Annotated in this window: 19 protein-coding genes and 2 tRNA genes; 10 read left to right on the top strand and 11 right to left on the bottom strand. The window is 61.2% G+C overall.

All coding sequences use genetic code 11. The features are described from left to right. Together M2401_RS03685 and M2401_RS03680 are read left to right on the top strand one after the other, a co-directional pair. On the top strand, window positions 1-1,412 hold a 1,412-nt coding region (locus tag M2401_RS03685; protein WP_310504106.1), incomplete at its 5' end, for a type VI secretion IcmF C-terminal domain-containing protein. A gap of 77 nt (window positions 1,413-1,489) precedes the next feature. Next, window positions 1,490-2,473 carry a DUF1853 family protein gene (locus M2401_RS03680; protein ID WP_259099909.1) on the top strand — a complete coding sequence of 328 codons (984 nt, stop codon included), beginning with the start codon at window positions 1,490-1,492 and terminating at the stop codon, window positions 2,471-2,473. Here the strand turns inward: M2401_RS03680 and M2401_RS03675 are convergent. The 5 genes from M2401_RS03675 to M2401_RS03655 all read right to left on the bottom strand — a co-directional run bounded on the left by M2401_RS03675 (window position 2,436) and on the right by M2401_RS03655 (window position 9,710). Then, window positions 2,436-3,719, bottom strand: a complete 1,284-nt coding sequence (locus tag M2401_RS03675) for an arsenic transporter (protein WP_259099907.1) — start codon at window positions 3,717-3,719, stop codon at window positions 2,436-2,438. The two genes, M2401_RS03680 and M2401_RS03675, sit on opposite strands and share 38 nt — an antisense overlap. After that, entirely contained in the window at window positions 3,719-4,933 is a 1,215-nt protein-coding gene (locus tag M2401_RS03670) for an MFS transporter (protein ID WP_259099804.1), read from the bottom strand. Before M2401_RS03670 ends, M2401_RS03675 begins: the two co-directional genes overlap by 1 nt. A gap of 222 nt (window positions 4,934-5,155) precedes the next feature. After that, complete coding sequence (locus tag M2401_RS03665; protein ID WP_259099801.1) at window positions 5,156-6,493, bottom strand: MFS transporter; 1,338 nt, start codon at window positions 6,491-6,493, stop codon at window positions 5,156-5,158. Between the two features lie 141 nt (window positions 6,494-6,634). Further along, a complete protein-coding gene (locus tag M2401_RS03660; protein WP_259099798.1) occupies window positions 6,635-7,540 on the bottom strand; it encodes a 1-aminocyclopropane-1-carboxylate deaminase/D-cysteine desulfhydrase in 906 nt (301 codons plus the stop codon). A 130-nt stretch (window positions 7,541-7,670) separates the two neighbouring features. Beyond that, on the bottom strand, window positions 7,671-9,710 hold the full coding sequence (locus M2401_RS03655) for an NADPH-dependent 2,4-dienoyl-CoA reductase (RefSeq protein ID WP_259099794.1): 2,040 nt from the start codon (window positions 9,708-9,710) through the stop codon (window positions 7,671-7,673). 349 nt (window positions 9,711-10,059) lie between these two features. Here M2401_RS03655 and M2401_RS03650 point away from each other — a divergent pair, with 349 nt between their 5' ends. The 4 genes from M2401_RS03650 (at window position 10,060) to M2401_RS03635 (ending at window position 15,335) form a co-directional block, all read left to right on the top strand. Next, a complete protein-coding gene (locus tag M2401_RS03650) occupies window positions 10,060-10,986 on the top strand; it encodes a LysR substrate-binding domain-containing protein (RefSeq protein ID WP_259099791.1) in 927 nt (308 codons plus the stop codon). Window positions 10,987-11,378: 392 nt separating this feature from the next. Then, window positions 11,379-12,833: an FAD-dependent tricarballylate dehydrogenase TcuA gene (tcuA, locus tag M2401_RS03645; protein ID WP_259099788.1), complete on the top strand. Its 1,455-nt coding sequence runs from the start codon at window positions 11,379-11,381 to the stop codon at window positions 12,831-12,833. Further along, a complete protein-coding gene (gene tcuB, locus M2401_RS03640; protein WP_259099785.1) occupies window positions 12,820-13,977 on the top strand; it encodes a tricarballylate utilization 4Fe-4S protein TcuB in 1,158 nt (385 codons plus the stop codon). Before tcuA ends, tcuB begins: the two co-directional genes overlap by 14 nt. 47 nt (window positions 13,978-14,024) lie before the next feature. Continuing rightward, entirely contained in the window at window positions 14,025-15,335 is a 1,311-nt protein-coding gene (locus M2401_RS03635; protein WP_259099783.1) for an MFS transporter, read from the top strand. A 165-nt stretch (window positions 15,336-15,500) separates the two neighbouring features. Here the strand turns inward: M2401_RS03635 and sodC are convergent, their stop codons facing one another. Then, window positions 15,501-16,025: a superoxide dismutase [Cu-Zn] SodC gene (sodC, locus tag M2401_RS03630; protein WP_259099782.1), complete on the bottom strand. Its 525-nt coding sequence runs from the start codon at window positions 16,023-16,025 to the stop codon at window positions 15,501-15,503. A 592-nt stretch (window positions 16,026-16,617) separates the two neighbouring features. On the opposite strand from sodC, the gene M2401_RS03625 reads away from it, so the two are divergent. Beyond that, a complete protein-coding gene (locus M2401_RS03625) occupies window positions 16,618-19,617 on the top strand; it encodes a type III effector HrpK domain-containing protein (RefSeq protein ID WP_259099780.1) in 3,000 nt (999 codons plus the stop codon). Between the two features lie 52 nt (window positions 19,618-19,669). Here the strand turns inward: M2401_RS03625 and M2401_RS03620 are convergent, their stop codons facing one another. Next, window positions 19,670-20,371 (bottom strand): TerC family protein, encoded by a 702-nt coding sequence (locus M2401_RS03620; protein ID WP_259099778.1) that lies wholly within the window; start codon window positions 20,369-20,371, stop codon window positions 19,670-19,672. 293 nt (window positions 20,372-20,664) lie between these two features. Here M2401_RS03620 and M2401_RS03615 point away from each other — a divergent pair, with 293 nt between their 5' ends. Together M2401_RS03615 and M2401_RS03610 are read left to right on the top strand one after the other, a co-directional pair. Continuing rightward, the gene (locus M2401_RS03615; protein WP_259099776.1) at window positions 20,665-21,810 is read left to right on the top strand and encodes a carbon-nitrogen hydrolase family protein; all 1,146 of its coding nucleotides are present in this window, start codon (window positions 20,665-20,667) and stop codon (window positions 21,808-21,810) included. A gap of 124 nt (window positions 21,811-21,934) precedes the next feature. Continuing rightward, entirely contained in the window at window positions 21,935-22,975 is a 1,041-nt protein-coding gene (locus M2401_RS03610; RefSeq protein ID WP_259099774.1) for an AraC family transcriptional regulator, read from the top strand. 299 nt (window positions 22,976-23,274) lie between these two features. On the opposite strand, the gene M2401_RS03605 is transcribed toward M2401_RS03610, so the two are convergent. Then, window positions 23,275-23,586 carry a hypothetical protein gene (locus tag M2401_RS03605; RefSeq protein WP_259099772.1) on the bottom strand — a complete coding sequence of 104 codons (312 nt, stop codon included), beginning with the start codon at window positions 23,584-23,586 and terminating at the stop codon, window positions 23,275-23,277. 87 nt (window positions 23,587-23,673) lie between these two features. On the opposite strand from M2401_RS03605, the gene ilvA reads away from it, so the two are divergent. Continuing rightward, a complete protein-coding gene (gene ilvA, locus M2401_RS03600; RefSeq protein WP_409033877.1) occupies window positions 23,674-25,188 on the top strand; it encodes a threonine ammonia-lyase, biosynthetic in 1,515 nt (504 codons plus the stop codon). A 60-nt stretch (window positions 25,189-25,248) separates the two neighbouring features. Here the strand turns inward: ilvA and M2401_RS03595 are convergent, their stop codons facing one another. The 3 genes from M2401_RS03595 to M2401_RS03585 all read right to left on the bottom strand — a co-directional run bounded on the left by M2401_RS03595 (window position 25,249) and on the right by M2401_RS03585 (window position 26,710). Then, a complete protein-coding gene (locus tag M2401_RS03595) occupies window positions 25,249-26,088 on the bottom strand; it encodes a DUF2242 domain-containing protein (protein WP_259099768.1) in 840 nt (279 codons plus the stop codon). A 339-nt stretch (window positions 26,089-26,427) separates the two neighbouring features. Then, window positions 26,428-26,504: transfer RNA gene (locus M2401_RS03590), tRNA-Asp, on the bottom strand. A gap of 129 nt (window positions 26,505-26,633) precedes the next feature. After that, window positions 26,634-26,710: transfer RNA gene (locus tag M2401_RS03585), tRNA-Asp, on the bottom strand. Window positions 26,711-26,750: the final 40 nt, after the last annotated feature.

Here is a 26,750-nt window from a genome sequence, read left to right as displayed (position 1 = left end):
TGGCGGTGGAGTTGACCCCGGCGATGCTCAAGCAGCGTCTGACTGAGCGCTATTTTCAGGACTACAGCGGCGTCTGGCTGGATTTTCTCAATAGCCTGCGTTGGCACCGGACCGATAGCCTCGGTGAAGTCATCGACCAACTGACGATGATGAGCGATGTGCGTCAGTCGCCGCTGATTGCCCTGGTCAATGCCCTCGCGTATCAGGGGCGGGCGGGGACTCGCAGTCAGGCCCTGGCCGACTCCCTGATGCAGTCGGCGCAGCAGCTGATTGCCAAGGATAAAGTCCCGGCCATTGATCAACTGGGCCAAGGCCCGACCGGTCCGCTGGACGCCACCTTCGGTCCCTTGCTGGCCCTGCTGGGCACCGACCCGGACAGCAAGACCAACGACAGCCTGAGCCTGCAAGCCTTTCTCACCCAAGTGACGCGGGTCCGTCTGAAGCTGCAACAGATCAGTCAGGCAACCGATCCCCAAGCCATCAGCCAGGCCCTGGCGCAGAATGTATTTCAGGGCAATAGCGTCGAGCTCACCGACACCCAGTCCTACGCCAACCTGATCGCCGCCAGCCTCGGCGCCGAGTGGGGCACGATTGGCCAGACCCTGTTCGTGCAGCCCCTGGACCAGGCTTGGCAACACGTGCTGCAACCCTCGGCGCGGGCGCTGAATCAGCAATGGCAGCGGGCAATCGTCGACCACTGGAACAACGCTTTCGCCAGCCGCTATCCCTTCGCCGCCACCAATAGCGATGCCTCGCTGCCCATGCTTGGGCAACTGATCCGCGCCGACTCCGGGCGTATCGAGCAGTTTCTGCAACATCAGTTGAGCGGCGTGGTGCGCAAGGAAGGCAACCGCTGGGTGGCGGATCCACGCCACAGCCAGGGCCTGCGCCTGAATCCGCAGTTTCTCAAAGCCATCAACCAGCTCGGCGAACTGGCCGACGTGCTCTACACCGATGGCGGCATGGGCCTGAGTTTCGAGCTGCAGGGCAAGCCGGTGCGGGACATCGTCAACACCACCTTCGTGCTCAATGGCGAAAAGCACCATTACTTCAACCAGCGCGAATTCTGGCAACGCTTCAACTGGCCGGGGCGCGGCGATCATCCGGGGGTGATGCTGACCTGGACCAGCGTCAAGGCCAGCGAACGCCTGTACGGCGACTTCGCCGGTACCTGGGGCCTGATTCGCCTGTTGGAAAAAGCCAAGGTCACATCGTTGGACGATGGCGACAGCCGCTACCGCGTGGAAATCACCGCCCCCGACGGCCTCAACCTGACTTGGCACCTGCGCACTGAGCTGGGTGCGGGGCCGTTGGCGTTGCTCAAGCTGCGGGGGTTCAAGTTGCCCAGGCAGATTTTTCTTGCGCAAGAAGCCAAGGCACAGCCCTATGCGAAGAATGGGGATTACCCATGAGCCATCGCGTTGAACCTGACAGCCGCAGTCCGAAGGCTTTCCACACCCCGCCTCCCGATACCCGCTATTCTCGACCCATGACTCTATTTCCGAACCTGATCGATCTGCCCCGCCAGTTGCGCCTGCCCGAGGTTCGCGACCTGGCCTGGGTCATCCTTGCGCCGCCGATGCTGGCGCAGACGCCGTGGCCGCAGCGCCACCCCTTGAGCGGCAGTGACTGGGTGCAGGCGCCGGAGCGGCTGGCGGACTTCCTGCGGGCTCTGGACCGCGACGCCAGCGCCCTGCTCGACTGGCTGGCCCTGGGCGCGACGCGGCGGCTGGGGGTGTATTACGAGCGGTTGTGGCAGTTTGCCGTGCAGCACGCCCCCGGTGTGGAAATGATCGCCGCCAACCTGCCGATTCGCCTGGACGGTCATACCTTGGGCGAACTGGACATGCTGCTGCGCGATGGCGAGGGCGTGCATCACATTGAACTGGCGATCAAGCTCTATCTCGGCCCGCAGCAGGGTGACGGCCAGGACCCGGCGCAATGGCTGGGCCCCGGCTGCAATGACCGTCTGGATCGCAAGCTGGATCATCTGAGCCAGCACCAATTGCCGATTTCCGCCCGCCCGGAAAGCCGCGCCGTGCTGGCCGGGCTGGGCGTGGAAACCTTCAGCGCCGAGCTGTGGCTGGGCGGCTATCTGCTGTATCCGTGGCCGAACTGTGCGCAGTCGCCAGCCGGGGTGCATGGCCAACACCTCAAGGGCCGTTGGCTGCATCAGCGCGACTGGTCGGCATTTAGCGCGCAAAGCCCCGCCGGGCGCTGGCAGCCCCTACCCCGGCATGCCTGGCTGGCGCCCGCGCATTACCCTGAGGCCTGGAGCGATCAGCAGTTGCGGGACTGGCTGGAGCAGCTCGACCCGCTGGCCCCGGCGCAGTTGCTGGTGCGCCTGGTGCCCAATGGTGACGGCAGCTGGGACGAGGCCGAGCGTCTGTTTCTGGTTGCCGATATCTGGCCCAATCTCGGCGACACCAGCACCGCTACCAGCTCAGTCGCAGTGCCAGCGCCGCCAGTGTGAGCAACAGCACCGGCACGGTCAGAACGATGCCGACCCGGAAGTAATAGCCCCAGCCGATATGAATGCCCTTGCGCTCCAGCACATGCAGCCACAGCAACGTCGCCAGGCTGCCGATGGGGGTAATTTTCGGCCCCAGGTCGCTGCCGATGACGTTGGCGTAGATCATCGCTTCCTGCACCGGGCCGACCGCATGGCTGGCGTCGATGGACAGCAGGCCGATCAGCACCGTGGGCAGATTGTTCATCACCGACGCCAACAACGCCGTCAGCACCCCGGTGCCCATGGCCGCGCCCCATACGCCATGCTCGGCAAAGCGGTCGAGCAGTGTCGCCAGATAATCGGTCAGCCCGGCATTGCGCAGGCCGTAGACCACCAGGTACATGCCCAGGGAGAAAATCACAATCTGCCATGGCGCCTCGCGCAGGACCTTGCGTGTGGCAATCTTGTGACCCTTGGCCGCGATGCCCAGCAGCAACGCCGCACACACCGCCGAAATGGCGCTGATGGGAATTCCCAGGGGCTCCAGGGCAAAGCAACCAGCCAGCAGGATCACCAGCACCCACCAACCGGCGATGAAGGTCGGTCGATCCTTGATTGCCGATGAGGGCTCATCCAACTGCTGCGGATCGTAGCTGGCCGGAATATCCCGGCGATAAAACCACATCAGGATGCCCAGGCTCGCCGCCACGCTGACCAGGTTCACCGGCACCATTACGGCGGCATAGCGATTGAAGCCGATCTTGAAATAGTCGGCGCTGACGATATTGACCAGGTTCGACACCACCAGTGGCAGGCTCGCCGTATCGACAATAAACCCGGCGGCCATGACGAACGCCAGGGTCGTCGCCTTGGAAAAGCGCAGGGCCAGCAGCATGGCGATGACAATAGGCGTGAGGATCAGCACCGCGCCGTCATTGGCGAACAGTGCCGCAACCAGCGCGCCGAGCAGGACGATAAAGGCAAACAACCGCCGCCCACCGCCCTTGCCCCAGCGCGCCACATGCAGGGCGGCCCAGGCGAAAAACCCGGCCTCGTCCAGCAGCAGACTGATGATGATCAGGGCGATAAAGGTGCCCGTGGCGTTCCAAATGATATGCCACACCAGCGCAATATCACTCAGGTGCACAACGCCACTGAGCAATGCCAGTACCGCGCCGAGCACCGCGCTCCAGCCAACTCCCAGGCCCTTGGGCTGCCAGATCACCAAGGTGATGGTCAGCAGGAAAATCAGGGTCGCGGTAATGATCATTTATGAGTCCGCGGCAAGAAGATGGCCAATATTCCCAGCAATGGCAGGAACGAGCACAGCGTGTAGACGAAGTTGATGCCATGGCTGTCGGCCAGGTAACCCAGCAGCGCCGCGCCGATGCCGCCGAAGCCGAACATCAGACCGAAGAAAATCCCGGCGATCATGCCGACGTTCCCCGGCATCAGTTCCTGAGCGAAGACCACGATGGCGGAAAACGCCGAAGCCAGGATAAAGCCGATGATCACACTGAGGACGCTGGTCCAGAACAGATCGGCGTAGGGCATTGCCAGGGTGAAGGGTGCCGCGCCGAGGATCGAGAACCAGATCACTGCCTTGCGCCCGATCTTGTCGCCAATCGGCCCGCCGAAGAAGGTGCCGGCGGCCACGGCGCCGAGGAACAGGAAGAGATGCAGCTGCGAAGACGCCACCGACAGGTCGAATTTCTCGATCAGGTAGAAAGTGAAATAGCTGGTGATGCTGGTCATGTAGAAGAACTTGGAGAACACCAGGAACGCCAGGATGCCCAGGGACGCCCAGACCCGCGTCTTCGACAGCCCGTGGGTCGCCACCTGCCCGGCCTTGAGTTTGAACAGCGCCAGATGGCTGCGATACCAGCGGCTGATGACATACAGCAGGCCCAGGGAGAACAGCGCAATCAGGCCAAACCAGGCCACATGATCCTGACCGAACGGAATGATGATCGCCGCCGCCAACAAGGGCCCGAGGGCCGAGCCGCTGTTACCGCCAACCTGGAAGGTCGATTGCGCCAGGCCAAAGCGCCCGCCCGAAGCCAGCCGCGCAATGCGTGACGCTTCCGGGTGGAAGGTCGAGGAACCGATACCGATCAGCGCCGCCGCCAGCAGGATCATCGGGAAACTGCCGACCATGGACATCATCATGATGCCGATCAGGGTGCAGATCGAACCCACCGGCAGGACCAACGGGTTGGGATGGCGGTCGGTGTAGTAACCGACCCAGGGCTGCAGCACCGAGGCGGTGATCTGAAAGGTCAGGGTAATCAGGCCGATCTGGGTGAAACTCAGGTCGTAATTGGCCTTGAGCATCGGGTAGATCGACGGCAATACCGACTGGATAAGGTCATTGACCAGGTGTGCCAGGGCAACGGCACCAATGATGCGCAGCACTAAGGGGCTGCTTTGCGGAGTCGTCGCGGCCGGGCTCGCCCCGGCTTGTGTACTGCTGAGCGCCATGGAAATCATCCGTCGAGCAAGGGTAGGACCTTGGCGGATGACTCAGGCAGTAGCATCGGCACAAGGCCCGCCAATGTGCCATTTTTTGGGGCATTCATGTCGATTTTTGTTACAAAACAAGACGCAAATCCGTTGGCGCGAGGCTTGCCCGCGAATTGAACGACGCGGTGTATCAGATAAGACGCGTCGATGCTTTCGCGGGCAAGCCGCGCTCCAACGATGTCAAATTACCGAGCCCGCAGGCACGCCCTTCTCCCCCGAAGGAATGTCATGCAGGGAAATCTTCGAGGTCTCCGGCAATGCCATGCCTCCAGCCAGGGCGAGCAAGGCAATCACGATCAGGTAGAACGCCGGCGAAAGATTGCTGCCCGTGGTGCTGATCAGCCAGGTCGCCATCAGCGGCGCAGTGCCGCCAAAGATGGTGTAGGCCATGTTGTAGGTGATGGCCGACGCGGTGTAGCGGGTGCGGGTCGGGAAGGTTTCCGAGAGCAGCGCCGCCGTGACCACGCCGCACAACACCGCGCCAATGGCCAGCAACATCACGCCGATGATCGAAGCCACGAACGAGCCGGAGCTGGCCATGAGGAAGGACGGATAGACCACCACAATCAATAGTACGCAGGTACTCAGCACCGTCATGCGCCGCCCGACCCGGTCCGAATAGGCCCCGGCCAGCGGGCAGATCGCGGCGGCAAACACCAGAGCGATCAACGATACCAGCAAGGCCGTGGCGCGGCTCAGGCCGCCGGCAACTTGCAGGTAAGTGGCGAAGTAAGTGGTGAACATATAAAAGGACAGCGCCGTCAGGGACACGAAGGCACCGAGGCAGCAGATCGCAGCGCCGTGGTTGCGCAGGGTGTCCTTGAGTGGCGAGTGGGCCACGGCGTCTTCCTCGGCCACCGCCTGGAACGCCGGGGTCTCACCCAGCCGCCAGCGCAAGTACAACCCGACCAGCCCCAGGGGCGCGGCGATCAGGAACGGCAGGCGCCAGCCCCAACTGCTCATGGCTTCAGGCGACAGCGATGCGTCGAGGGCGTAGGCCATGATGGCCGCCGCAGCGAACGCGGAGAAGGTCGAAACCGGCACGAAACTGCCATACCAGGCACGCTTGTGCTGCGGCGCGTGCTCCATCAGATAGGCGCAGGCCCCGGCATATTCGCCACCGGCGGAGAAGCCTTGGGCGCAGCGAATCAACGTCAGCAGGATCGGCGCCATGACGCCAATGGCCGCGTAAGTGGGCAACAGACCGATCAGGGTCGTGGCCCCGGCCATCAGCAAAATGGTAAAGGCCAGGGTTTTCTTGCGTCCAACCTTGTCGCCGAGCATGCCGAAAAACACCCCGCCCAACGGCCGGAAGGCAAAGGCCACGGCAAACACCGCAAAGGTCTTCAACAGACCGGCGCTGGCGTCGGTACTGGGGAAGAATTGCTGGGCGATGGCGGTGGCCAAAAAGCCGTAGACCGCGAAGTCGAACCATTCGACAAAGTTACCGATAGCGGCAGCAACTATGACTTTTCTCAGAGTGGCAGGATCGACCTGCTCGATTGCCGGGTGGGTCATGGGCACCTCGCCTTGATTGAATCGCAATTCTTTTCGATTATCGAGACAGTGCCTGAAACGCTTCAGTCCAGAAGTGTCATCCGCATAGTCAGGACCGACCGATACCAAGGGAAATGCGCAGGATTCGTGCCAGTGCCGCCGTTACAGGCGCAAACCACGCCGCCCCTGCAGGCCGCCGGTATGCACGAAGATCAAACGGGTGCCGTGGCCAAATTGCCCGGCGTTGATCTGTTCACGCAGTGCCAGCAGGGCCTTGCCGGTATACAGCGGCTCCAGCGGGATGCCGCCTTGCGCCTCGCTGTCGGCGATAAAACCCAGCAACTCGGCATCGACTTTGGCGAAGCCGCATCGGCTGGCATCGATCAATTGGAACTCGCCCTCGCCGACAATCGCCGCCACATTCTGCGCCACACCGTGATCATCAGGCACCGCCATGGCGCCATACACCGGGCGCGCACCGGCCTCAGCCAATAGCAGCCCGGCCAGAGTGGTGCCGGTCCCGGCGGCCAGCCACCAGCCGTCATAGTCGCGCCAGCCCAGCGCGGGCAATTGTTCACGGACCATGGTCAGCAAGTCAGTGCAGCCCAATGCCCCCGGCAAACCACCACCGCCTTCGGGGATCGGATAGAAACCTGGATATGCCTGCTGCCAGGGCTGCCAGAAGCCGGGCTGATGACGCTCGCGATATCCGCCATAACCCAGCCAGTGCAGGTGCATGCCGAAACGTTGCAGGTCGAGCACCGTGGGAGTGATTTGCTCATGTCCACGCAACAGCCCCACCGTGGCAAAGCCAAAACGCATGCCCGCCGCCGCCAGCGCATGCAAATGATTGGAATGAGCACCGCCCAGGCTGATCACCCCTTCTGCTTGCGCCTGCATGGCAGCGTGCAAGTGATGCTTGAGCTTGAACCATTTGTTGCCGCTGATCAGCGGATCGATCAGGTCCAGGCGCAAGACCGCTACCTCGACGCCTGCCTGTTGCAGCCAGGGCAAAGTGAGAGGTTGCAGAGGGGCATGGGGTTGCCAGGAGGGGAGAGTCAGGGGCATGGGCGCATTCTAATCTGAATTGGAATGCACCGTTGGAGCGAGGCTTGCCCGCGAAGGCATGGACGCGGTACTCCTGAACGTGCGCGTCGTCTCATTCGCGGGCAAGCCTCGCTCCCACCGACTACGACGGTTAGAGCTCAGCCGCCAATCGCGACCCCTGATTGATCGCGCGCTTGGCATCCAGCTCCGCCGCGACATCAGCGCCGCCGATCAGATGCACACTCTGCCCGCCCGCGACCAGGCCGTCATACAGTTCGCGCAGCGGGTCCTGGCCGGCGCAGATGACGATGTTATCCACCGGCAGCAGTTTCTCTTCGCCCTCGCCGATGCGGATATGCAGCCCTGCGTCGTCGATCTTCAGGTATTCGACGCTGTTGAGCATCTGTACCTGTTTGTTCTTCAGGCCGGTGCGGTGGATCCAGCCGGTGGTTTTGCCCAGGCCGTCACCGACCTTGGAAGCCTTGCGCTGCAACAGGAACACCTGGCGCGCCGGAGCATGGGGGTGAGCCTTGATTCCGGCCACGCCACCGCGCGCCTCTAAAGCACCGTCGATGCCCCACTCTTTCCAGAACTCGGCGCGATTGAGACTGGTGGAAACCTGCCCCTGATCGACGAGGAATTCCGAAACGTCGAAGCCAATGCCGCCCGCGCCGATCACCGCCACAGTCTTACCGACTGGCTTGCGCTCGAGGATCACGTCCAGGTAGCTCAGCACCTTGGTGTTATCGATGCCGGGAATCGCCGGGGTACGCGGGGCGATACCGGTGGCGAGGATGACTTCGTCATAGCCGCCGGCCAGCAGGTCCTGCACGGCAACACGGGTGTTCAGTCGCAGCTCGACGCCAGTGGTTTGCAGCTTGCGACCGAAGTAGCGCAGGGTCTCGAAGAACTCCTCCTTGCCCGGTACGCGCTTGGCGACGTTGAACTGCCCGCCGATTTCGCTGGCGGAATCGAACAGCGTGACCTTATGCCCGCGTTCTGCTGCCACAGTGGCAGCCGCCAGACCGGCAGGCCCGGCGCCGACCACGGCGATTTTCTTGATCTGCCGGGTGGCGATGTAGTTGAGCTCGGTCTCGTGGCAGGCACGGGGATTGACCAGGCAACTGGTCAGCTTGCCGCCGAAGGTATGGTCCAGGCAGGCCTGGTTGCAGCCGATACAGGTATTGATTTCGTCGCTGCGCCCGGCGGCGGCCTTGTTGACGAAATCGGCGTCGGCGAGGAATGGCCGGGCCATGGAGACCATGTCGGCATCGCCTTCGCTCAGCACCTGCTCGGCAATTTCCGGGGTATTGATACGGTTAGTGGTGATCAGCGGAATACCCACCGAACCGCGCAGCTTGGCCGTGACCTTGGTGAAAGCCGCACGCGGCACCTTGGTAGCGATGGTCGGGATCCGCGCTTCGTGCCAGCCGATACCGGTATTAATCAGGGTCGCGCCAGCCTTCTCGATGGCCTGGGCCAGCTCCACGATTTCTTCCCAGATGCTGCCGCCCTCGACCAGATCGAGCATCGACAGACGGAAGATAATGATGAAATTCGGGCCGACGGCTTCGCGCACCCGACGGACGATTTCCAGAGGCAGGCGCATACGGTTTTCGTAGCTGCCACCCCAGCGGTCGGTGCGGTGGTTGGTGTGGGCGGCGAGGAACTGATTAATGAAATAACCCTCCGAGCCCATGATCTCGACGCCATCGTAGCCCGCGCTCTGGGCCAGGCTGGAACAAGTAACGAAATCGGCGATCTGCTTCTCGATACCCTCTTCGTCCAGCTCCCGTGGCTTGAACGGGTTGATCGGCGCCTGGATCGCACTCGGCGCGACCTGCTTGGGGCTGTAGGCATAACGTCCGGCGTGAAGAATCTGCATGCAGATCTTGCCACCGGCCTCGTGTACGGCCTGGGTGACGATGCGGTGCTTGTCCGCCTCTTCACTGTTGGTCAGCTTGGCCGCACCGGCATACACCCCGCCCTCGTCGTTGGGCGCGATACCACCGGTCACCATCAGGCCAACACCGCCACGGGCACGCTCGACAAAATACGCCGCCATGCGCTCGAAGCCACCAGGTTTTTCTTCCAGGCCGGTGTGCATCGAGCCCATCAGGGTACGGTTGCGCAGCGTGGTGAAACCCAGGTCCAGCGGGGCCAGCAGATGCGGATAGTGAGCAGCAGCCATTACAGAGTCCCTCATGCATCATCACGGAAATGCGGACACCTCAATGGGGGTCCGTCGATTATTCGGGTACAGCACCTGTATCCCGTTCATGTCGCCAACAGTAAAGAGCCTGCGGGTCGCGCTCAATGACTGAAAGTGACAAGTTATTGATCATAGTGTGCAGTGCAGATTATAGCGGCACCGCGTTATCGTTCTTCGCGGGCAAGCCACGCTCCCACAGGATCATGCAAACCCGTTGGCGTCGGGTTTGCCCGCGAATCAGGCGCCCCAGCGTTTCTGGCACAACACCTCGCCTGCATTAAAGCTGAGAGTAGAATCCCTGCTTTCCCTCAGACGGAGCCGCCGCGACGTGGAACTCAGACAACTGCGCTACTTCGTGAAAATTGTCGAACACGGCAGCCTGGGCCGTGCGGCGCTGGAACTGGACGTCGGGGTGTCGGCGCTGAGCCAGCAGATCGGCAAACTGGAAAGCGAATTGTCGACCCGCCTGCTCAACCGGACCAGTACCGGCGTCACCCCGACCGGTGCCGGGACCGCATTCCTGCACCATGCGCAACTGACCCTGCGCCAGGCAGAAAACGCCATCCAGGCCGCCCATCGCGGGCGCATGAGCGGCTATGTCAGCGTCGGCCTGCCACCCACCACCGCCACCGTTCTTGCGCTGCCACTGATCAATGCCATGCGCGAGCGCTATCCGGACATTCAGCTGCGCATTGTCGAAATGCTCTCCGGGCACCTCGCCGCCCAGCTCAACGCGCGACAGATTGATCTGGCGATCCTGTTTCAACTCGAAGGCGGCAAACGCTGGAGCGTGACGCCGCTGCTGGACGAGAAACTGTTCGTGATCGCCGCCCATGATCTGCCGGACGCACCACGGGGTGAAAGCGTACAACTGGCGGATCTGGGGCACCTGCCCCTGGTCATGCCGAGCCTGCAGCATGGCCTGCGCACCGCCCTGATGACCGCCTTCGAACGCTCGGGCGTGACACCCCGGGTGATCATGGAAGTGGACGGCCTGGCCGTGCTGATGAACGCCGTGCGGGCCGGTCACGCGGCGACCATTCAACCCGGCGCGGCGGCGGCTCTGGAAGGCGAACGCGGGCTGTCACTGGTACAGATCGCTGACCCCCATGTCGGCCGCCGCAATCTGCTGGCTACCCTGGCCGACGATGAGCTGTCCCCGGCCGCGCTGGCCACGCGCATTGTCATCTGTGATGTAGCGCGGCAACTGGTCAACGACCGGCTGTGGCCCGGCGCGCGGTTGATCGCCGAATAGCGATCACGCCGCCCATACAAGGCACTCTTATCAAACAACACTGAACCGGCTGAATGACCGAAATCCAGGGGGAGCGAATTCTGTGGGAGATCCCGCCCCATCTACGACGCCGCGCTGTCACGCAGCAAACACTAACCGAGGCAGGGAGCACATCTGTGGGAGCGAATTCATTCGCGAAGAGGCCGGTACATTCGACGCATCTTCATCGCCCGCAGCACCGCCTTCGCGAATGAATTCGCTCCCACCAACGTACTCCAGCACCCTGCCAAGTCTTTAGAAAAACTAAACGCCCCACTGCAAAACCCGCCTTTCGAGCCTTAGCGCCGCGCCCTACTGTTCGCCCCATCACTGGCAGCCATTCGTCCGGCCTGCCCGGGAATCGAGGAGAAACAATGGTCGACGTTTTGGTTATAGGTGGTGGCAACGCAGCTCTGTGCGCAGCACTGATGGCGCGGGAAGCCGGTGCCAGTGTGATGCTGCTCGAAGGCGCGCCCAAGGTCTGGCGCGGCGGCAACTCGCAACACACCCGCAACCTTCGCTGCATGCATGATGCGCCGCAGGACGTGTTGGTCGAGGCGTACCCCGAAGAAGAGTACTGGCAGGATCTGCTCAAGGTCACCGGCGGCCTGACCAATGAAAAACTCGCGCGCATTGCCATACGCGCCTCGTCCTCGTGCCGCGACTGGATGCGCGCCCACGGCGTGCATTTCCAGCCGCCGCTGTCCGGCGCGCTGCATGTGGCGCGCACCAACGCGTTTTTCATGGGTGGCGGCAAGGCCTTGGTCAACGCCTACTTTCGCAGTGCCGAACGGCTTGGCGTGCAGATCCGCTATGACGCGCAAGTCACCGATATCGAGCTGGACGACGGCCAGTTTGTCGCCGCCTATATCGGCGAGCGCGAAGTCGACGGCAAGCGCCTGCCGGCCGAGCGTATCGAAGCACGCGCTTGCGTACTGGCGGCGGGCGGCTTCGAATCCAATCGCGAATGGCTGCGCGAAGCCTGGGGCCAGAACGAGCGTGGCGAGTGGCCGTCGGACAACTTTCTGATCCGTGGCACACGCTTCAATACCGGTGTGTTGTTACGGCGCATGATCGACCTGGGCGCCGACATCATCGGCGATCCGACCCAGGCCCATATGGTCGCCATCGATGCCCGTGCGCCGCTTTACGATGGCGGTATCTGCACTCGCATCGACTGCGTGTCCCTCGGCGTGGTGGTCAACCGCGACGGCGAACGCTTCTACGATGAAGGCGAGGATTTCTGGCCCAAACGCTATGCGATCTGGGGACGCCTGGTCGCAGGCCAGCCCAATCAACAGGCCTACTCGATCATCGACCAGCAGGCCATCGGCCGTTTCATGCCGCCGGTATTTCCCGGCACCCGCGCCGACACCCTGCCGGAGCTGGCCCGGTTGCTGGGTCTGCCACAGGAACCGTTCGTCAAGACGATCGAGGACTACAACCGAGCCTGCCAGATCGGCACCTTCGACCACACCGCCCTCGACGACTGCCATACCCAGGGCCTCACCCCGGCCAAGACCCATTGGGCACGCCCCTTGGTCAAGCCACCCTTCCACGCCTACCCGCTCAAACCCGGCGTGACCTTTACCTACCTGGGCCTCGCTACCGACGAGACCGCCGCCGTGCGCTTCAACGGCAAGGCCAGCCCCAACCTGTTCGTCGCCGGAGAAATGATGGCCGGTAACGTGCTGGGCAAGGGTTATACCGCCGGTATCGGCATGGCCATCGGCACCGCCTTCGGCCGGATTGCCGGTGTGCAGGCGGCGGCTTCAGTGGCCCTGGGTTCTTCATCTGTAAAATCGGAATATCGCCATGCAACTGTTTGATCCCAAGGCCACCAGCCCGTTGATCCCGGTCCTCAATCTGGAGGAAAGCGAGGTGCAGCGGCAGATGACCATTTGCAACGCCTGCCGTTACTGCGAAGGTTTCTGTGCGGTGTTTCCTGCCATGACCCGGCGCCTGGAGTTCGCCCAGGCCGATATCCACTACCTGGCGAATCTGTGCCATAACTGCGGCGCCTGCCTGTCCGCCTGCCAATACGCGGCGCCCCATGAGTTCGCGGTCAATGTGCCCAAGGCCATGGCCAAGGTGCGCCTGGACACCTATGTCGAATACGCCTGGCCGCCCGCGTTGGGCAAGCTGTACCAGCGCAACGGCCTGACGCTGGCCCTGGCGTCGGGCTTTGGCCTGGCCCTGTTTCTGTGCCTGGCGCTGATGGTCATGGGCAACCTGTTCAAGGCCATGCCGGGCGGGAATTTCTATGGAATCTTCCCCCACAACACCCTGGCCCTGATGTTTGGCACCGTGTTCGGCTTTGCGGTACTGGCGCTGACCATGGGCGTGCGGCGCTTCTGGCGGACCGTATCCCCACCTCAGGCAACACTGTCGCTAAAAACCTCGGCAGCCCTTGAGGCGACGGCCAATGTCGCGCAGCTCAAGTACCTGGACGGCGGCCACGGCCAAGGCTGCAACAACGCCGATGACGCCTTCACCCTGTGGCGTCGGCGCTTCCATCACCTGACCTTCTACGGCTTCCTGCTCTGCTTCGCCGCCACCGCTGTCGCCACCCTGTATCACTTTTTGCTCGACTGGTCAGCGCCCTACCCGATCCTCAGCATGCCGGTGTTGCTCGGCATTGCCGGTGGCGTCGGCCTCCTGCTCGGCCCGGCCGGCCTGTTGTGGATGAACCTGCGCCGTAACCCGCAGCAAGGCGATGAAAAGCAGAAACCCATGGACCGCGGCTTTATCGCCCTGTTGCTGCTGGTCAGCGCCAGCGGCCTGGCCCTGCTGGCCTTCAGGGAAAGCACGGCTCTGGGCCTGTTGCTGGCCGTGCACCTGGGCCTGGTCATGGCGTTCTTCCTGACCATGCCCTACAGCAAGTTCGCTCACGGCATCTTCCGCAGCGCTGCGCTGCTCAAACATGCCATCGAAAAGCGTCAACCCAACCCGACCAATACGGGTAGCGACTGAACTCCCCTGCTCTGCCCCCAATAACAATAGCGAGTACCCACACCGCCATGATCAAGACAACAGCAACCTCCGGATCCCGGGCGTCGAAATTCGGCGCCATTGTCAGGGTCACCAGTGGCAACTTTCTCGAACAGTTCGACTTCTTTCTGTTCGGCTTCTACGCAACCTATATCTCCCAGACGTTCTTCCCCGCCAACAGCGAGTTCGCCTCGTTGATGATGACCTTTGCCGTATTCGGCTCGGGCTTTTTGATGCGGCCGCTGGGCGCCATTGTCCTGGGTGCCTATATCGATAAGGTCGGGCGCAGAAAGGGCTTGATCGTCACCCTGTCGATCATGGCCTGCGGCACGGTGCTGATTGCCCTGGTGCCAGGCTATGCCAGCATCGGCATTGCCGCGCCGATCCTGGTGCTGCTCGGGCGTCTGCTCCAGGGCTTCTCAGCGGGCGCAGAGCTGGGCGGGGTCTCGGTGTATCTGGCCGAGATCGCTACGCCGAGGCATACCGGTTTCTACACCAGTTGGCAGTCGGCCAGCCAACAGATCGCGATCATCCTCGCGGCAGCGCTGGGCTATGCCATCAACGTCTACCTGAGCACCGCTGAGATCGCCGCCTGGGGCTGGCGCATCCCGTTTTTCATCGGTTGCGTGATCATTCCGTTCATTTTCGTGATTCGCCGTTCACTGCAGGAAACCGACGTCTTCAAGGCCCGGGCCCATCACCCCAGTGCCGGTGAAGTGTGGCAATCGATGCGGGATAACTGGCGCACCGTGCTGGCTGGCGGCTTGCTTGCGTCGATGACCACGACCACGTTCTATCTGATCACCGTCTATACCCCGACCTTTGGCCGCTCCGTACTGCACCTGAGCACTGCCGACAGCCTGATAGTCACCCTGTTTGTCGGCCTGACCAACTTTATCTGGCTGCCCGTGGGTGGTGCCCTTTCGGATCGCATCGGTCGGCGTCCGCTGCTATTGGCGATTTCGATCCTGTGCATCTTCACCGCGTACCCGGCGATGCACTGGCTGGCGGAGGCTGCGAGTTTTGAACGGCTGTTGGCAGTGCTGTTGTACTTCTCGTTCTTCTTCGGCATGTACAACGGCGCGATGGTCGCGGCCCTCACCGAAGTGATGCCGCAGAACGTGCGGGTGGTGGGATTTTCTCTGGCCTTCAGCCTGGCCACCGCCGTGTTTGGCGGCTTCACCCCGGCCATGTCGACCTTTCTGGTGCAGACCACCGGCGACAAGGCGTCCCCGGCTTATTGGCTGATGTTTGCGGCGGTATGCGGTTGCGCGGCAACGCTGGTGCTGTACCGGCAGCGGCGCCGGGTGGCGGTTGAGGTGGCGGTTGAGGTGGCATAAATAGCCGCAAAGAGAAATGCCGGGCCGTTGTAAACACGGTCCTGTAGAAGCTGCCGAAGGCTGCGAATGGATTCACCAGATACACCGCTTTCGCAGCCTTCGGCAGCTCCTACAGAAACAGCATTTCAACTCAGTCAGGCAATTAGTTAATCACCCTAAGCCAGATCAAATCACCCCACACGCCAACCGCGCCCCGCCACCGCCCAATGGCATCGGCATATCCATATGGTTATCGCCACCGACATGGACCATCAGCGCACGGCCCTTGATCTGTTCCAGGGTCTTGAGTCGTGGCGCCAGCACTTCGTAATCGGCGACACCGCTGGCACTGACCGGCAAGGCTGGCAAGTCACCCAAGTGGCCTTCGCCGTAAGGCCCAAGGTGTTTGCCAGTATGTTGCGGGTCGAAGTGACCACCGGCCGCGAGGGCCGCGACCTTCTTGCCTTCAGGAGAAAGACCGGCGGCGCAGCTGCCGTTTTCATGCACATGAAAGCCGTGGAAACCGGCTGGCAGGCCTGTCAGATGCGGCGTGAACAACAGGCCATAGGGCGTTTCGGAGACGGTGATATGGCCGATGGCCTGGGGCGCGCCATCAGCACTGACCAGGTCCATGGTGACATCTTGCGAAGCGGCTTGAGCGGCCCCCATAAACAGCAGGCCGGACAACATCAGCCAGTTGACTCTCTTCATAGCGCTTTCCTTTTTTGATTATTGATACCGTGTGAAGACGGGCCATCTTCCATTCACAAGAAACAATATTGAAATTGATTTTATTAATTAATAAAACGACTTATTACTATCAAGCACTTATACCTCCATACAACTTACAACACTGCAAGAAAAATATATTTTGTAATCGACCGAATATTTTCAACAGACACTTTATTTTGTTAAGCACCGAATAAAATCGACAACAGATTCAACACTGTTTCAGCCCGTGCAGACCATGAGCACAGAGCAGCCACGGCTCGCCAGCGATATCGCTTTGCCTTTATTCACATACATACAGTAAACAACCGCTGTTGAAACCTGCTGGAAATCTTTCTGTCGTTTTACCTCCCTCTTCGCCATGCCCATTAACTTGGCCAGTTGTGAAACGTTGTGAAAATAAACCGGCGCAACATTAACCGTCATAGAGCGGCTGATAGGGTCACGCCTTAACCACTCGTTCAGACAGCTTATTGCAACTGCCCGGCTCGAATAGACAGGCGCGCGGGCAAGTATGTAGCGCAGACGCTATCTGGCACTGATGTATTTACACAATTGTTACAGGAGCAAGGATATGTCCCTCGCAATCATCGATCTGCCCAAACTCATCACGGATGTCATCAGCAAATCCAAGGAGCAATGGGGCGACTCGGTCGAACGTGCCAAGGCCAAGGATGCCGGTATCGAATGGCAATTGCCCGAAGGCGACAAGCGCTCGGCACAAGACATCATCGACGACACGCCGCTGTTGAAGAACCTGGGTAATCAGAGTGGTGTGAAAGACAAACTCAAGGAACGTGTCGGGGATTTCGAAACGGACCCCAATGCGGCTTACCGCGCGAAACAAGTGCTGGAACATATCGAGCAGCTGGATGAAAGCGGTAACCGCGTCGCCGGTAATGATGTCGGCAACGGTAAGGTCGATGGTTTCACCAGTCATCACGAAGCCCGGCACGGAACCGAGGCCGGTCGCCTGCAGGACTTCGGCAAATACGGTTTCGACAATCTCAAGGGCGAGTTGAAAAGCCCCGCCAATGTAGGCAGCGACGAGCAAGCGCGCAAGGCTGGCGAGAACGCCGGGATCGTCTGGGAACTGCCCGAGGACGACAAGCGCTCGGCCCAGGACATCATTGATGCCAATCCGCTGCTGAAAAACCTCGGCAACCAGAGTGGCGTGAAAGATGCCCTCAAGGCGCAGGTGGGTGATTTCGACAACGATCCCGATGCTGCCTTCCGCGCCAGCCAGGTACTTGATCGGGTCGTCGGCTACGACGAAAACGGCAAAGTGCTCAGCGGCGATGAAGTGTCCAACAGCAGCGTCGATGGCTTTACCAAAAGCGGTGAAGCACGGCATGGCACCGAGGCAGGCCGCCTGCAGGATTTCGGCAAGTACGGTTTCGAGTCGCTACCCAAGGCCCAGGCCAGCGAGGATATCGCCAGTTACAAAGATTTCCTCAAGGCCAGGCCCGATGCCGACGACGGCTCGAAACAGATTGCCCGCTATGCCGCCATTCTTGAACAAAACTACGACTCGATCCGTGGCAAGACCGGGGCAGACGGCGCGCTGACCGAGCAGAACATCAAGGACTACAAGGACGCCAACCCGCAACTCAGCGGCGAAGAAAAGGAAGCCCTGGACTTCTGGTCCCAGCCGGGCGCCTTCAAGATGCTCGACACCGCGGGCAGTCCGTTGGCCGACCACCCCGATGGTCAGGCCAGTAAAGCCGATATCCAGAACTGGTTGAAGAACACCGCCCCGGCCGATGCCACCGGCCTGACCAGCCTGCTGTCGAGCGTGGTCTCGGGCAACCTCACCAGCAAAGTCGACACCAGCAAGCTGGGCAAGGACGTCTTTGAGCACCCCGAGAACTACACGGCCGAGGAAAAGGCCGCCGTGTTGCTCGATCTGCAAAACGCACAAAAACTGGTGGTCGATGGCGCCAACGCCGGGATGTGGGGCGACGACTACGGCAAGGTGGCGATTGCCAACGGCTCCGGCGCGTTCTGGGAGCCGGACAAGGTGTTGCAGGACATCAACGACCACATCAGCATTCTGCAAAACGACGAGGCCACGGCCAACTACCTCAAGGACAATGGCGACAAGGCCATGCAGGCGCTGTTCCAATCCAGCCCCGGTCTGAAGGATGCGGTAACCAAGACTTACGAAGAGCAGATCAAGTCCGGCAAGGCCCTGGACCAGGCCTGGGACGCTGCCACCAAGGACGGCAAGACCGATCAGACCGAGGCGCTGACCAACTTCTACGCCACCGCCCAGAGCATGCAGTCGATGCTGGGTATCGACAATGCCGCCGAGATCCAGGCGGCAGTGGGCAAGTCGTCCCACAGCGAGGAATTCAAGGCCCACTACAAGGACTCGCTGGCCTCCGGCGAGCGTCTGCGCGATCTGCTCAAAACCGAGACCCCGGAAGCCGCCGCCAGCGCCTTCAGCATGGAAGTGGCGTTGTACAACGCGACCCTGGACCCGGAGTTCACCGCCCAGGTCGATAAACAGCTCAACGACAACTTCTCCAGCATCGTCCAGGAACACGCGTTCGATGGCGCTACCTTCGACGATATGAAGACCGCTTTCGGCAAGGACGGCGGCGCGGACCTCGACGAGGACAAAGTGCGCAAGCTGATCGAGCAGGTGCGCCAGGAGTCTCCGGAACTGCTGATGAACCAGGACGGCAGCGTAGCCACCACCGATCAGGTGCTGGCCGGTTTCCGTGGCAATTGGGACATGTTCCGCCAGGGCACCAAGGCCCTGGACAAGATGAACAAGCTCGACATGTTCGACCTCAGCGGCGACGCCAAGGGCGCCTACGCCAGCGGCACCCTGCACGGCGTCAGCGGCCTGTTCCTGGCGGGCATGACCATCGCCCGTGGCGCCCAGAGCGCCGGCAAGTTGACCCCGCGCAATATCGTCGACATCACCACCGGCTCGATTCAGACCGCCACCGTCCTCACCGAAGGCGGCACCAAGGCCTACCAGCAGTACCTGGACAAGGCGATCAAGAACGGCGAGCAATCACTGGACGATATGAAGACCGGCAAACTGCCCAGCGATTTGCTCAACCAGATCAAGGGCAACGTCAAGGACGACAAGAATGCCAAGATCATCTCGAAGAATTTCGAGGAAGGTGCCAAGGGCCTTGGCGGTCTGGCCGGTATTGCCGCCGGGGCCTATGGGATTTTCGACGGCGTGCAGGCGATTCGTCGCGGCGACAAGCTGACCGGGGGCTTCGGCATTACCGCAGGTTCACTTGGCGTGATGGCGGGTGCCGCGTCGACGGTCGAAGGCGGCCTGGGATTGTTAGGCGCCAACCTGCCGAGATTTCTCCCGGCCCTGGCCAGCGCGGCGGGCGTGCTGGGCTTTCTCGGTGCGGGGGTGGCCGTGCTCGGCGCGATCATTCCGGGGCTGGTCAAGGAAGGTCAGCAGCAAGCCAAGGCCGATGACTTCGCCCAGGTGCTCGGTGGTTCCATCGAGCGCTACGGCATCGATGGCGTCAAGGACGGCACCATCAGCGACATCCCGACCAAGGACTGGCCGGGCGGCGAGCAATGGACGTCCTGAGTTAAAACCGGCGCTTGAACGAACAGCGCAACTTTCGCTGCGCTGTTTGGTTTTAGTCATTTTGCGCTGAAGCTTCGTGCGCCGCTTCCCTGCGCCGCCCCAGCCAAAGCCCCGCCAGCACCACGATAACCGCCGCCGCGCCACTGGCCGCCCAGTGCAGCCAGGCGACCGCTGGCAGGTACGGCACGATGGAAGGATCGCTGACCGCCATGCCCCCGGCAATCCAGCCGATCAACCCGCCGCCCACCAACACCAGCCAGCTGGCACGCTCCATGGCGGCCAGCACCAGTCGGCTACCCATGACGATGATCGGAATGCTGATCAGCACCCCGGCGGCGACCAGATACAAGTTGCCGTCACCGGCCGCAGCCACCGCCAAAACGTTATCCAGAGACATGACCACATCGGCGATGATGACCGTCTTGATCGCTGTCCACAGGCGGGTGCCGCCGTCCAGCTCGTCATCGCCTTCTTCCTGATTGGCCACCAGTTTGATGCCGATCCACAGCAAGGCAATTGCGCCGACTACCTTGAGGAACGGCAGGGCCAGCAGATGCAGGGCGAAGAACAGCATGATGATGCGCAAGACAATGGCGCCCAGCATCCCGCCATAAATCGCTTTGGTCTGTAGCTCCTTGGGCAGGCGCTGGCAGGCCATGGCAATGACCACGGCGTTATCACCGCCCAACAGCAGGTCAATGACAATGATCTGGGCCAGCGAGGCCCAGATGAGGGGATCGGAAAGCCAAGTCATAAGCAGATCCTGTTTAAAGAAAGAGTGGAAAGATGCCTGTCAGCAGCGCACCCGGCAGCAGGATAAAGCAGTTGATTGCCGCCCGTTTCATGCGCAGCTTCTTTGCAAGTTGATGCACGTAGACTCGTCGGCGGCGGCAAAATTCAGCACTTAATAGCAAATGCGCGGACTTTTCAGCTGCCTGTGCGCAAAAAATCCGCCTGCCTCTGCAAAATCGTTGGATAAGCCCTTGTTTTGCCGTAGCCTTTGAGCCAAACCCTCAACGCAAAGTCATGCTTTGTAGCGATCAGCCCATGCGCAAACTTCTGGGTCTATTCATCGCCCTGGCGCTGGTAGCCCTCCTCGTCGGCTATGCCATCTGGATCGGCGACCGCCCGGTCGGCCACTATCTGTCGGATCTGCGCATCCATCTGGTGGTCAATGAAGGCCAGCCCGGCGAACGCGGCAATCTGCTCGGCATCCAGCCGGAGCTCTTCCCTGCCGATTACCAGAGCACCGAACGCCTGCATCGCAAGCTCTCGGCCTACCTGCAACAAGCCCGGGATCAGGGTCTGATCAACTCAAAAACCATCGTCGTGCTGCCGGAACATATCGGCACCTGGCTGCTGGCCAGCGGCGAAAGGAATCAGTTATATCAGGCACAAACTATCCAGGAAGCGATGACCTGGCTGGCTCTGAGCCACCCCTGGCGCTTCATCAACGCCGTGTTCAAGGCCAAAGGCGGCAACCGCCTGGACGATGCCCATATGCGCATGAAGGCCGAAGCCATGGCCCGGGATTATCAGAGTCTGTTCGGTGGACTGGCCAGGGAATTCGGCGTCACCCTGGTCGCCGGCTCCATCGTCCTGCCGGAACCGTCGGTGGAAAATGGTCAGTTGCAGATCGGCAACGGTCCACTGTTCAACAGCAGCGTCACCTTCGGCAGCGACGGCCTGCCCATTGGTCAACCGCAACGGCAGTTGTCACCGGCCAACCATCAGCGCGGCTATATCCGTCCCGCCGACGGTGCGCCGCTGCATGTGATCGACACCCCGGCCGGGCGCCTGGGCGTGCTGATCGGCAGCGACAGCTGGTATCCGCGCAACTACAAGGTACTCAATCAGCAAGGCGTGGAGCTCATCGCCATACCGGCACTGGTGATCGGTAATGATCGCTGGAACAAACCCTGGGGAGGCTCGCACCACCCAATGACCGTCAGCAGCATCGGGCTCAACCCCCTGCAAGTCAGCGAGGGCCAGGCCTGGCAGCGCCTGACCCTGAGCGGCCGGGAATACCAGAGCAACGCCAGGGCCAGCATCAGCGTGTTCATGCGCGGGCAATTATGGGATCAGGGCAGCTCCGGCTACAGCTTTGCCAGCCATGCCGGGCAGAACGTCAGTGAACCCTTGCCGGACAGCCAGGCAGCCCATGGTGCTCGTTTGATCAATATCTGGTTATGAATGCCCTGCGCAAGTCTGTGGGAGCGTGGCTTGCCCGCGAAGGGGTTCTGTCAGGCGCAAAAAATGCGCTGAATGTACCGGCCTCTTCGCGGGCAAGCCTCGCTCCCACGGGATGGAGGTGCAGATGAAAGCGCCCTCCATCCGCCTCGGGGATCTATCGGTCGGCTTTATCGACAGCCTGGCCGCAGCCGTGCGCAGTCATGGCCAGGACCCGCTGCCCCTGCTCGAACAATATGGCCTGGACCCCGCCCGCCTGGCCGAAGCCGGGGCGCGGCTGTCGATTCCGCGCTACATGCGTCTGGGCCATGCCGCCATACAGCTGACCGGCGACCCGGCTCTGGGCCTGCGCATGGGTCAGTTCGGTCGCCTGGGCCAGGCCGGGCTGGCGGGGGTGACAGCCGCCCAGGCGCCGAACGTGCGTGAAGCCGCGCGCACCCTGATTCGTTTCGAACCGCTGTATGGCTCCAACTATCGCGGCCAGTCGCGTTTCGATGAAGATGCCGACGGCGCCTGGTTGCGCTTCTACTCCATCAGCCCGTACAACGCCTACAACCGCTTTGTGGTGGATTCGATACTTGCCGGCTGGCTGACCCAGCTCTCGATACTGGCGGGCTGCACCGTGCTGGCCAGGCGCCTGGAAATCGAATTCGAAGCCCCGGACTATGCCGCCGACTACAGCCACTTGAGCGACACGCCAGTGATCTTCGGCGCGGCGGGCAACCAGTTGCGCCTGGATCAACACAGCCTTGCCCTGCGCAACCCGGACCACTGCCCCAGCACTTGGCGGCACCTGTTGCAGCTATGCGAGAAAGAACTCGAACAACGCACCCGCACCCGCAGCCTGCGCGAACGCATCACCCAATTGTTGGGGCCGTTGTTGAATGGTGGTCGGGAACCTGATCTGGAAGAAGTCGCAGCGCGGCTGAAACTGCCGACCTGGACCCTGCGCCGCAAACTGGCCGATGAAGGCACCGGTTTTCGCGATCTGCTCAATGACACGCGCCGCGACCTGGCCATGACCTACATTCGCGACACGGAACTGGCGTTCGGAGAAATTGCTTATCTGTTGGGGTTTGCCTCGGCCGAGGCGTTTCAACGTGCCTTCAAACGCTGGAGCGGCCAGACGCCGGGGGAGTTTCGGCGTGGTCAGCGGCAGATGGGATGAGTCATTGACCAGATACCCATGTCCTGATTTGGAATGGGATCTTGTAGGAGCTGCCGCAGGCTGCGAATTGGGCCATCCGAGACACCGCTTTCGCAGCCTTCGGCAGCTCCTACAGGGGCCCTGCGCAGCGTCAGGGCGAATCCTGCTACCGATTACAACTCGGTAGCGTCGTCAGCCGGTTCCGGCAGATCGAGTTCAAAGGCTTGGAATTCAAGCAATTCTTCCTGGTATTCGTCCATTCTCATGCCCTCCGGCGGTTTTCCATTATTGGGTCCCATTCACTGACCACGCCCTTCACCCTAAAGTGCCTTGGTGAAATAAAAATGACGGCAGTTACCAAAAAACGAATAAACCGGTGGATATTTAACGGCACACGACAGAAGGCGCAGGACGGGGACTCGATGGCTGTTTGAAATCAATGTGCTTGACGTTCGGGTCATCGCCGCAATAGTCTTCCTGTCATGAACGTAACCAAGCATTTCTTCGGCCAGATTATTATTACCGCCATTCCAGTCATGGCGGGTTAGCCGACGCGTGCACCCAACCCGCCCTAGAGGCGGGTTTTTTTCTTCTGTCTCCTGGGCCAAACCGCTGAACCAGGAGTCAGACATGATCATTCTCTCTTCCCGTATCGCCCTGCTCGCGTCGTTGCTGTCGTGCTCTGTTGTTTTACAGCAAGGAACGACACGATGACCGACCTGCTCAATCACTACGTCCGCAAAATCCTCACCTCCCGCGTCTACGACGTCGCCGTGGAAACTCCGCTGCAAGGCGCCCGTCAGTTGTCCGAGCGTCTCGGCAATCAGGTGCTGCTCAAGCGCGAAGACCTGCAACCGGTGTTCTCCTTCAAGATTCGCGGCGCCTATAACAAACTGGCGCAGTTGAGCCCTGAGGAACTGGCCCGTGGCGTTGTTACCGCGTCGGCCGGCAACCATGCCCAGGGTCTGGCTCTGGCAGCCAAGACCCTGGGCGTGAAAGCCACCATCGTGATGCCCAAGACCACCCCCGAGATCAAGGTCGAAGGCGTACGTTCCCGTGGCGGCATCGCGGTTCTGCACGGTGATTCCTTCCCGGAAGCACTGGCCTACTCGCTGAAACTGGTCGAGGAACACGGCTACGTCTACGTCCACCCCTATGACGACCCCGACACCATCGCCGGGCAAGGCACGGTGGCCATGGAGATCCTGCGCCAGCAACCCGGCCGTCTCGACGCGATCTTCGTGCCGGTCGGTGGCGGCGGCCTGATCGCCGGTATTGCGGCATACGTGAAGTACCTGCGCCCGGAGATCAAGGTGATCGGCGTCGAACCGGACGATTCCAACTGCCTGCAACAAGCCATGGCCTGTGGCGAGCGTGTGGTGCTGCCGCAGGTCGGGCTGTTCGCTGATGGCGTGGCGGTGGCGCAGATCGGCAAACACACCTTTGATATCTGCAAACACTATGTCGACGAAGTGATCACCGTCAGCACCGACGAGATCTGTGCAGCGATCAAGGACATCTACGACGACACCCGTTCGATCACCGAGCCTGCCGGCGCATTAGGCGTTGCCGGAATCAAGAAATACACCGAGCAGTACGGCATCAGCGGCCAGACCCTGGTAGCCATCGACTCCGGCGCCAACGTCAACTTCGACCGCCTGCGCCACGTCGCCGAGCGCGCCGAGCTGGGCGAAGGTCGCGAGGCAATCATCGCCGTGACCATTCCCGAACGACCGGGCAGCTTCAAGGCGTTCTGCGAAGCCATCGGCAAACGCCAGATCACCGAGTTCAACTACCGCTATCACACCATCCGCGAGGCCCATATCTTCGTCGGCGTGCAGACCCATCCGGATACCGACCCGCGCAGCGCGCTGATCTCGAGCCTGACCGAGCAAGGCTTACCGGTGGTGGACTTGACCGATAACGAGCTGGCCAAACTGCACATCCGCCACATGGTCGGCGGCCATGCCGAACGGGTCAGTGATGAGATGGTGCTGCGCTTCGAATTCCCCGAGCGACCGGGCGCCTTGTTCAACTTCCTCAATAAACTGGGCGGGCGTTGGACCATCTCGATGTTCCACTACCGCAATCACGGTGCGGCGGATGGCCGGGTGGTAGCGGGGCTGGTGGTGCCGGAGGACGAGCGCGACCTGATCGCGGCGGCACTGGACGAGATTGGTTATCCGTATTGGGATGAGAGCGAGAATCCGGCGTACCGGTTGTTTCTGGGCTAACTCGATGCCAGGAATGGGTTATGCAGATGAACTCTGTGGGCCGCGACGCATACCAGGAAATCAGGGCGTAGCAGGCGTTACCGGCTCAACCGGCGCGGTCTCCGGCGTCGTGGTCTCGGCCTTTACCGGCTCGTGATCCACAGGCGCCGGCACCGGCTCACTGATGGTCGGCTCAGGATTGACCACTGGCTCGACGACTTTCTGCTCAGCCTGATTGGGTTCGGCAACCTTGGGTTCAGCCTGTTTGACTTCGACAGGCTTGGGCTCGACGGTCTTGGTTTCCGGCGCTGCAGCGGCGGCAACCGGCTCAGGCATGCCCAGATCGCCAGCATCGGACTTGGGTTTTTCCGGAATATGCGCAGCCTTCTTCGCTTCCGGCGGCAGGAAGTTTTCCACCAGGACGAAGAAGCGGTCGTAGAATTTCTGCGAGGCCACGGTCTCGCTGGCGACCTTGACCATGGAATCATCGGTCGAGCCGATCGGCATCGACAACGAACCCAGTACGCCAACCCCCAGGCTGGCTGAGCTGTTGGTTTTCTTCAGCGCGTAGCGGTCCTGCAAGGCGTTGGCGAACATGCTCGAATGCAGGTCCGCACTCCCATCAGACGCGCAGACCACATTGAAGCTGATCTCCATATGGGTGTCGCCGGTCTGCTGGAAGCTCTTGTGACCGCTGATCATCTTCGGGTCACTGCTGGTGATGATATAGCCTTGGCTGAGCAAGGCACGGCGAGCGGCCTCGCAGGAGGCGTTGTCGCTTACCGGGTAGGTACGCGAGAAGGTCCCGGCATCATCAAAATTTTCATGATCATAGACGCCTTGCTTTTGCGACGAACAGCCAGCGGCAGCCAGGAAAATGGAAGCCCAGCAGGCAGTACGCACGCACATTAATTTAGACATCGACGATCCTGAAAGAAAAACGGCCGGCAAAGCAGCCAACCTGAAAAGCGGGGGTAAGTCTGCAACAACACAGGCTGAGGATCAACGCAGAGTTTGCAAGGATGTCGATACCTTCATGAAAGGAGCGCCGCGCTGCACCCTGCAAATACGGATTTGCAGGAGCTGCCGAAGGCTGCGAATGGTTCCACCTGTCACACCGTTTTCGCAGCCTTCGGCAGCTCCTGCAGGTGGCGTTCCAATCCAACGAACGTCTATTCATTAAATCGCAGACAACAAAAAAGCGACCCTGGGGTCGCTTCTTTGTTGCTTCAAGGAGTTCAAGAGCCTCGAAGCTTTGTATGGCGCAGCGGACGGGACTCGAACCCGCGACCCCCGGCGTGACAGGCCGGTATTCTAACCGACTGAACTACCGCTGCGTATCGCTCGAACTTGCGTTCGTTTGAAACTCTTTAAAGCAAACCGTTAAGCTGCTTTCTTTAAACCCGTGATCGAATCGCCTTGAGGCTTTTCAATCGCAGACCCGGCGAACCGAATCTGTACAAATATGGCGCAGCGGACGGGACTCGAACCCGCGACCCCCGGCGTGACAGGCCGGTATTCTAACCGACTGAACTACCGCTGCGCGTCGGTGGACTTTCGTCCGGTGTAGCAAACAACTTTCA

Source organism: Pseudomonas sp. JUb42 (genome assembly GCF_024807945.1).
Lineage (GTDB): Bacteria > Pseudomonadota > Gammaproteobacteria > Pseudomonadales > Pseudomonadaceae > Aquipseudomonas.
This window is presented reverse-complemented; position numbering and strand designations above follow the sequence as displayed.

What these genes read in the sequence shown, in the direction of transcription:
- M2401_RS03680 (WP_259099909.1), top strand. Translation starts at nt 1,490, where the DNA reads ATGACTCTATTTCCGAACCTGATCGATCTGCCCCGCCAGTTGCGCCTG.
- M2401_RS03670 (WP_259099804.1), bottom strand. Translation starts at nt 4,933, where the DNA reads ATGGCGCTCAGCAGTACACAAGCCGGGGCGAGCCCGGCCGCGACGACT.
- M2401_RS03665 (WP_259099801.1), bottom strand. Translation starts at nt 6,493, where the DNA reads ATGACCCACCCGGCAATCGAGCAGGTCGATCCTGCCACTCTGAGAAAA.
- M2401_RS03660 (WP_259099798.1), bottom strand. Translation starts at nt 7,540, where the DNA reads ATGCCCCTGACTCTCCCCTCCTGGCAACCCCATGCCCCTCTGCAACCT.
- M2401_RS03655 (WP_259099794.1), bottom strand. Translation starts at nt 9,710, where the DNA reads ATGGCTGCTGCTCACTATCCGCATCTGCTGGCCCCGCTGGACCTGGGT.
- tcuA (WP_259099788.1), top strand. Translation starts at nt 11,379, where the DNA reads ATGGTCGACGTTTTGGTTATAGGTGGTGGCAACGCAGCTCTGTGCGCA.
- tcuB (WP_259099785.1), top strand. Translation starts at nt 12,820, where the DNA reads ATGCAACTGTTTGATCCCAAGGCCACCAGCCCGTTGATCCCGGTCCTC.
- M2401_RS03635 (WP_259099783.1), top strand. Translation starts at nt 14,025, where the DNA reads ATGATCAAGACAACAGCAACCTCCGGATCCCGGGCGTCGAAATTCGGC.
- sodC (WP_259099782.1), bottom strand. Translation starts at nt 16,025, where the DNA reads ATGAAGAGAGTCAACTGGCTGATGTTGTCCGGCCTGCTGTTTATGGGG.
- M2401_RS03625 (WP_259099780.1), top strand. Translation starts at nt 16,618, where the DNA reads ATGTCCCTCGCAATCATCGATCTGCCCAAACTCATCACGGATGTCATC.
- M2401_RS03620 (WP_259099778.1), bottom strand. Translation starts at nt 20,371, where the DNA reads ATGACTTGGCTTTCCGATCCCCTCATCTGGGCCTCGCTGGCCCAGATC.
- M2401_RS03615 (WP_259099776.1), top strand. Translation starts at nt 20,665, where the DNA reads ATGCGCAAACTTCTGGGTCTATTCATCGCCCTGGCGCTGGTAGCCCTC.
- M2401_RS03610 (WP_259099774.1), top strand. Translation starts at nt 21,935, where the DNA reads ATGAAAGCGCCCTCCATCCGCCTCGGGGATCTATCGGTCGGCTTTATC.
- M2401_RS03605 (WP_259099772.1), bottom strand. Translation starts at nt 23,586, where the DNA reads ATGTCTGACTCCTGGTTCAGCGGTTTGGCCCAGGAGACAGAAGAAAAA.
- M2401_RS03595 (WP_259099768.1), bottom strand. Translation starts at nt 26,088, where the DNA reads ATGTCTAAATTAATGTGCGTGCGTACTGCCTGCTGGGCTTCCATTTTC.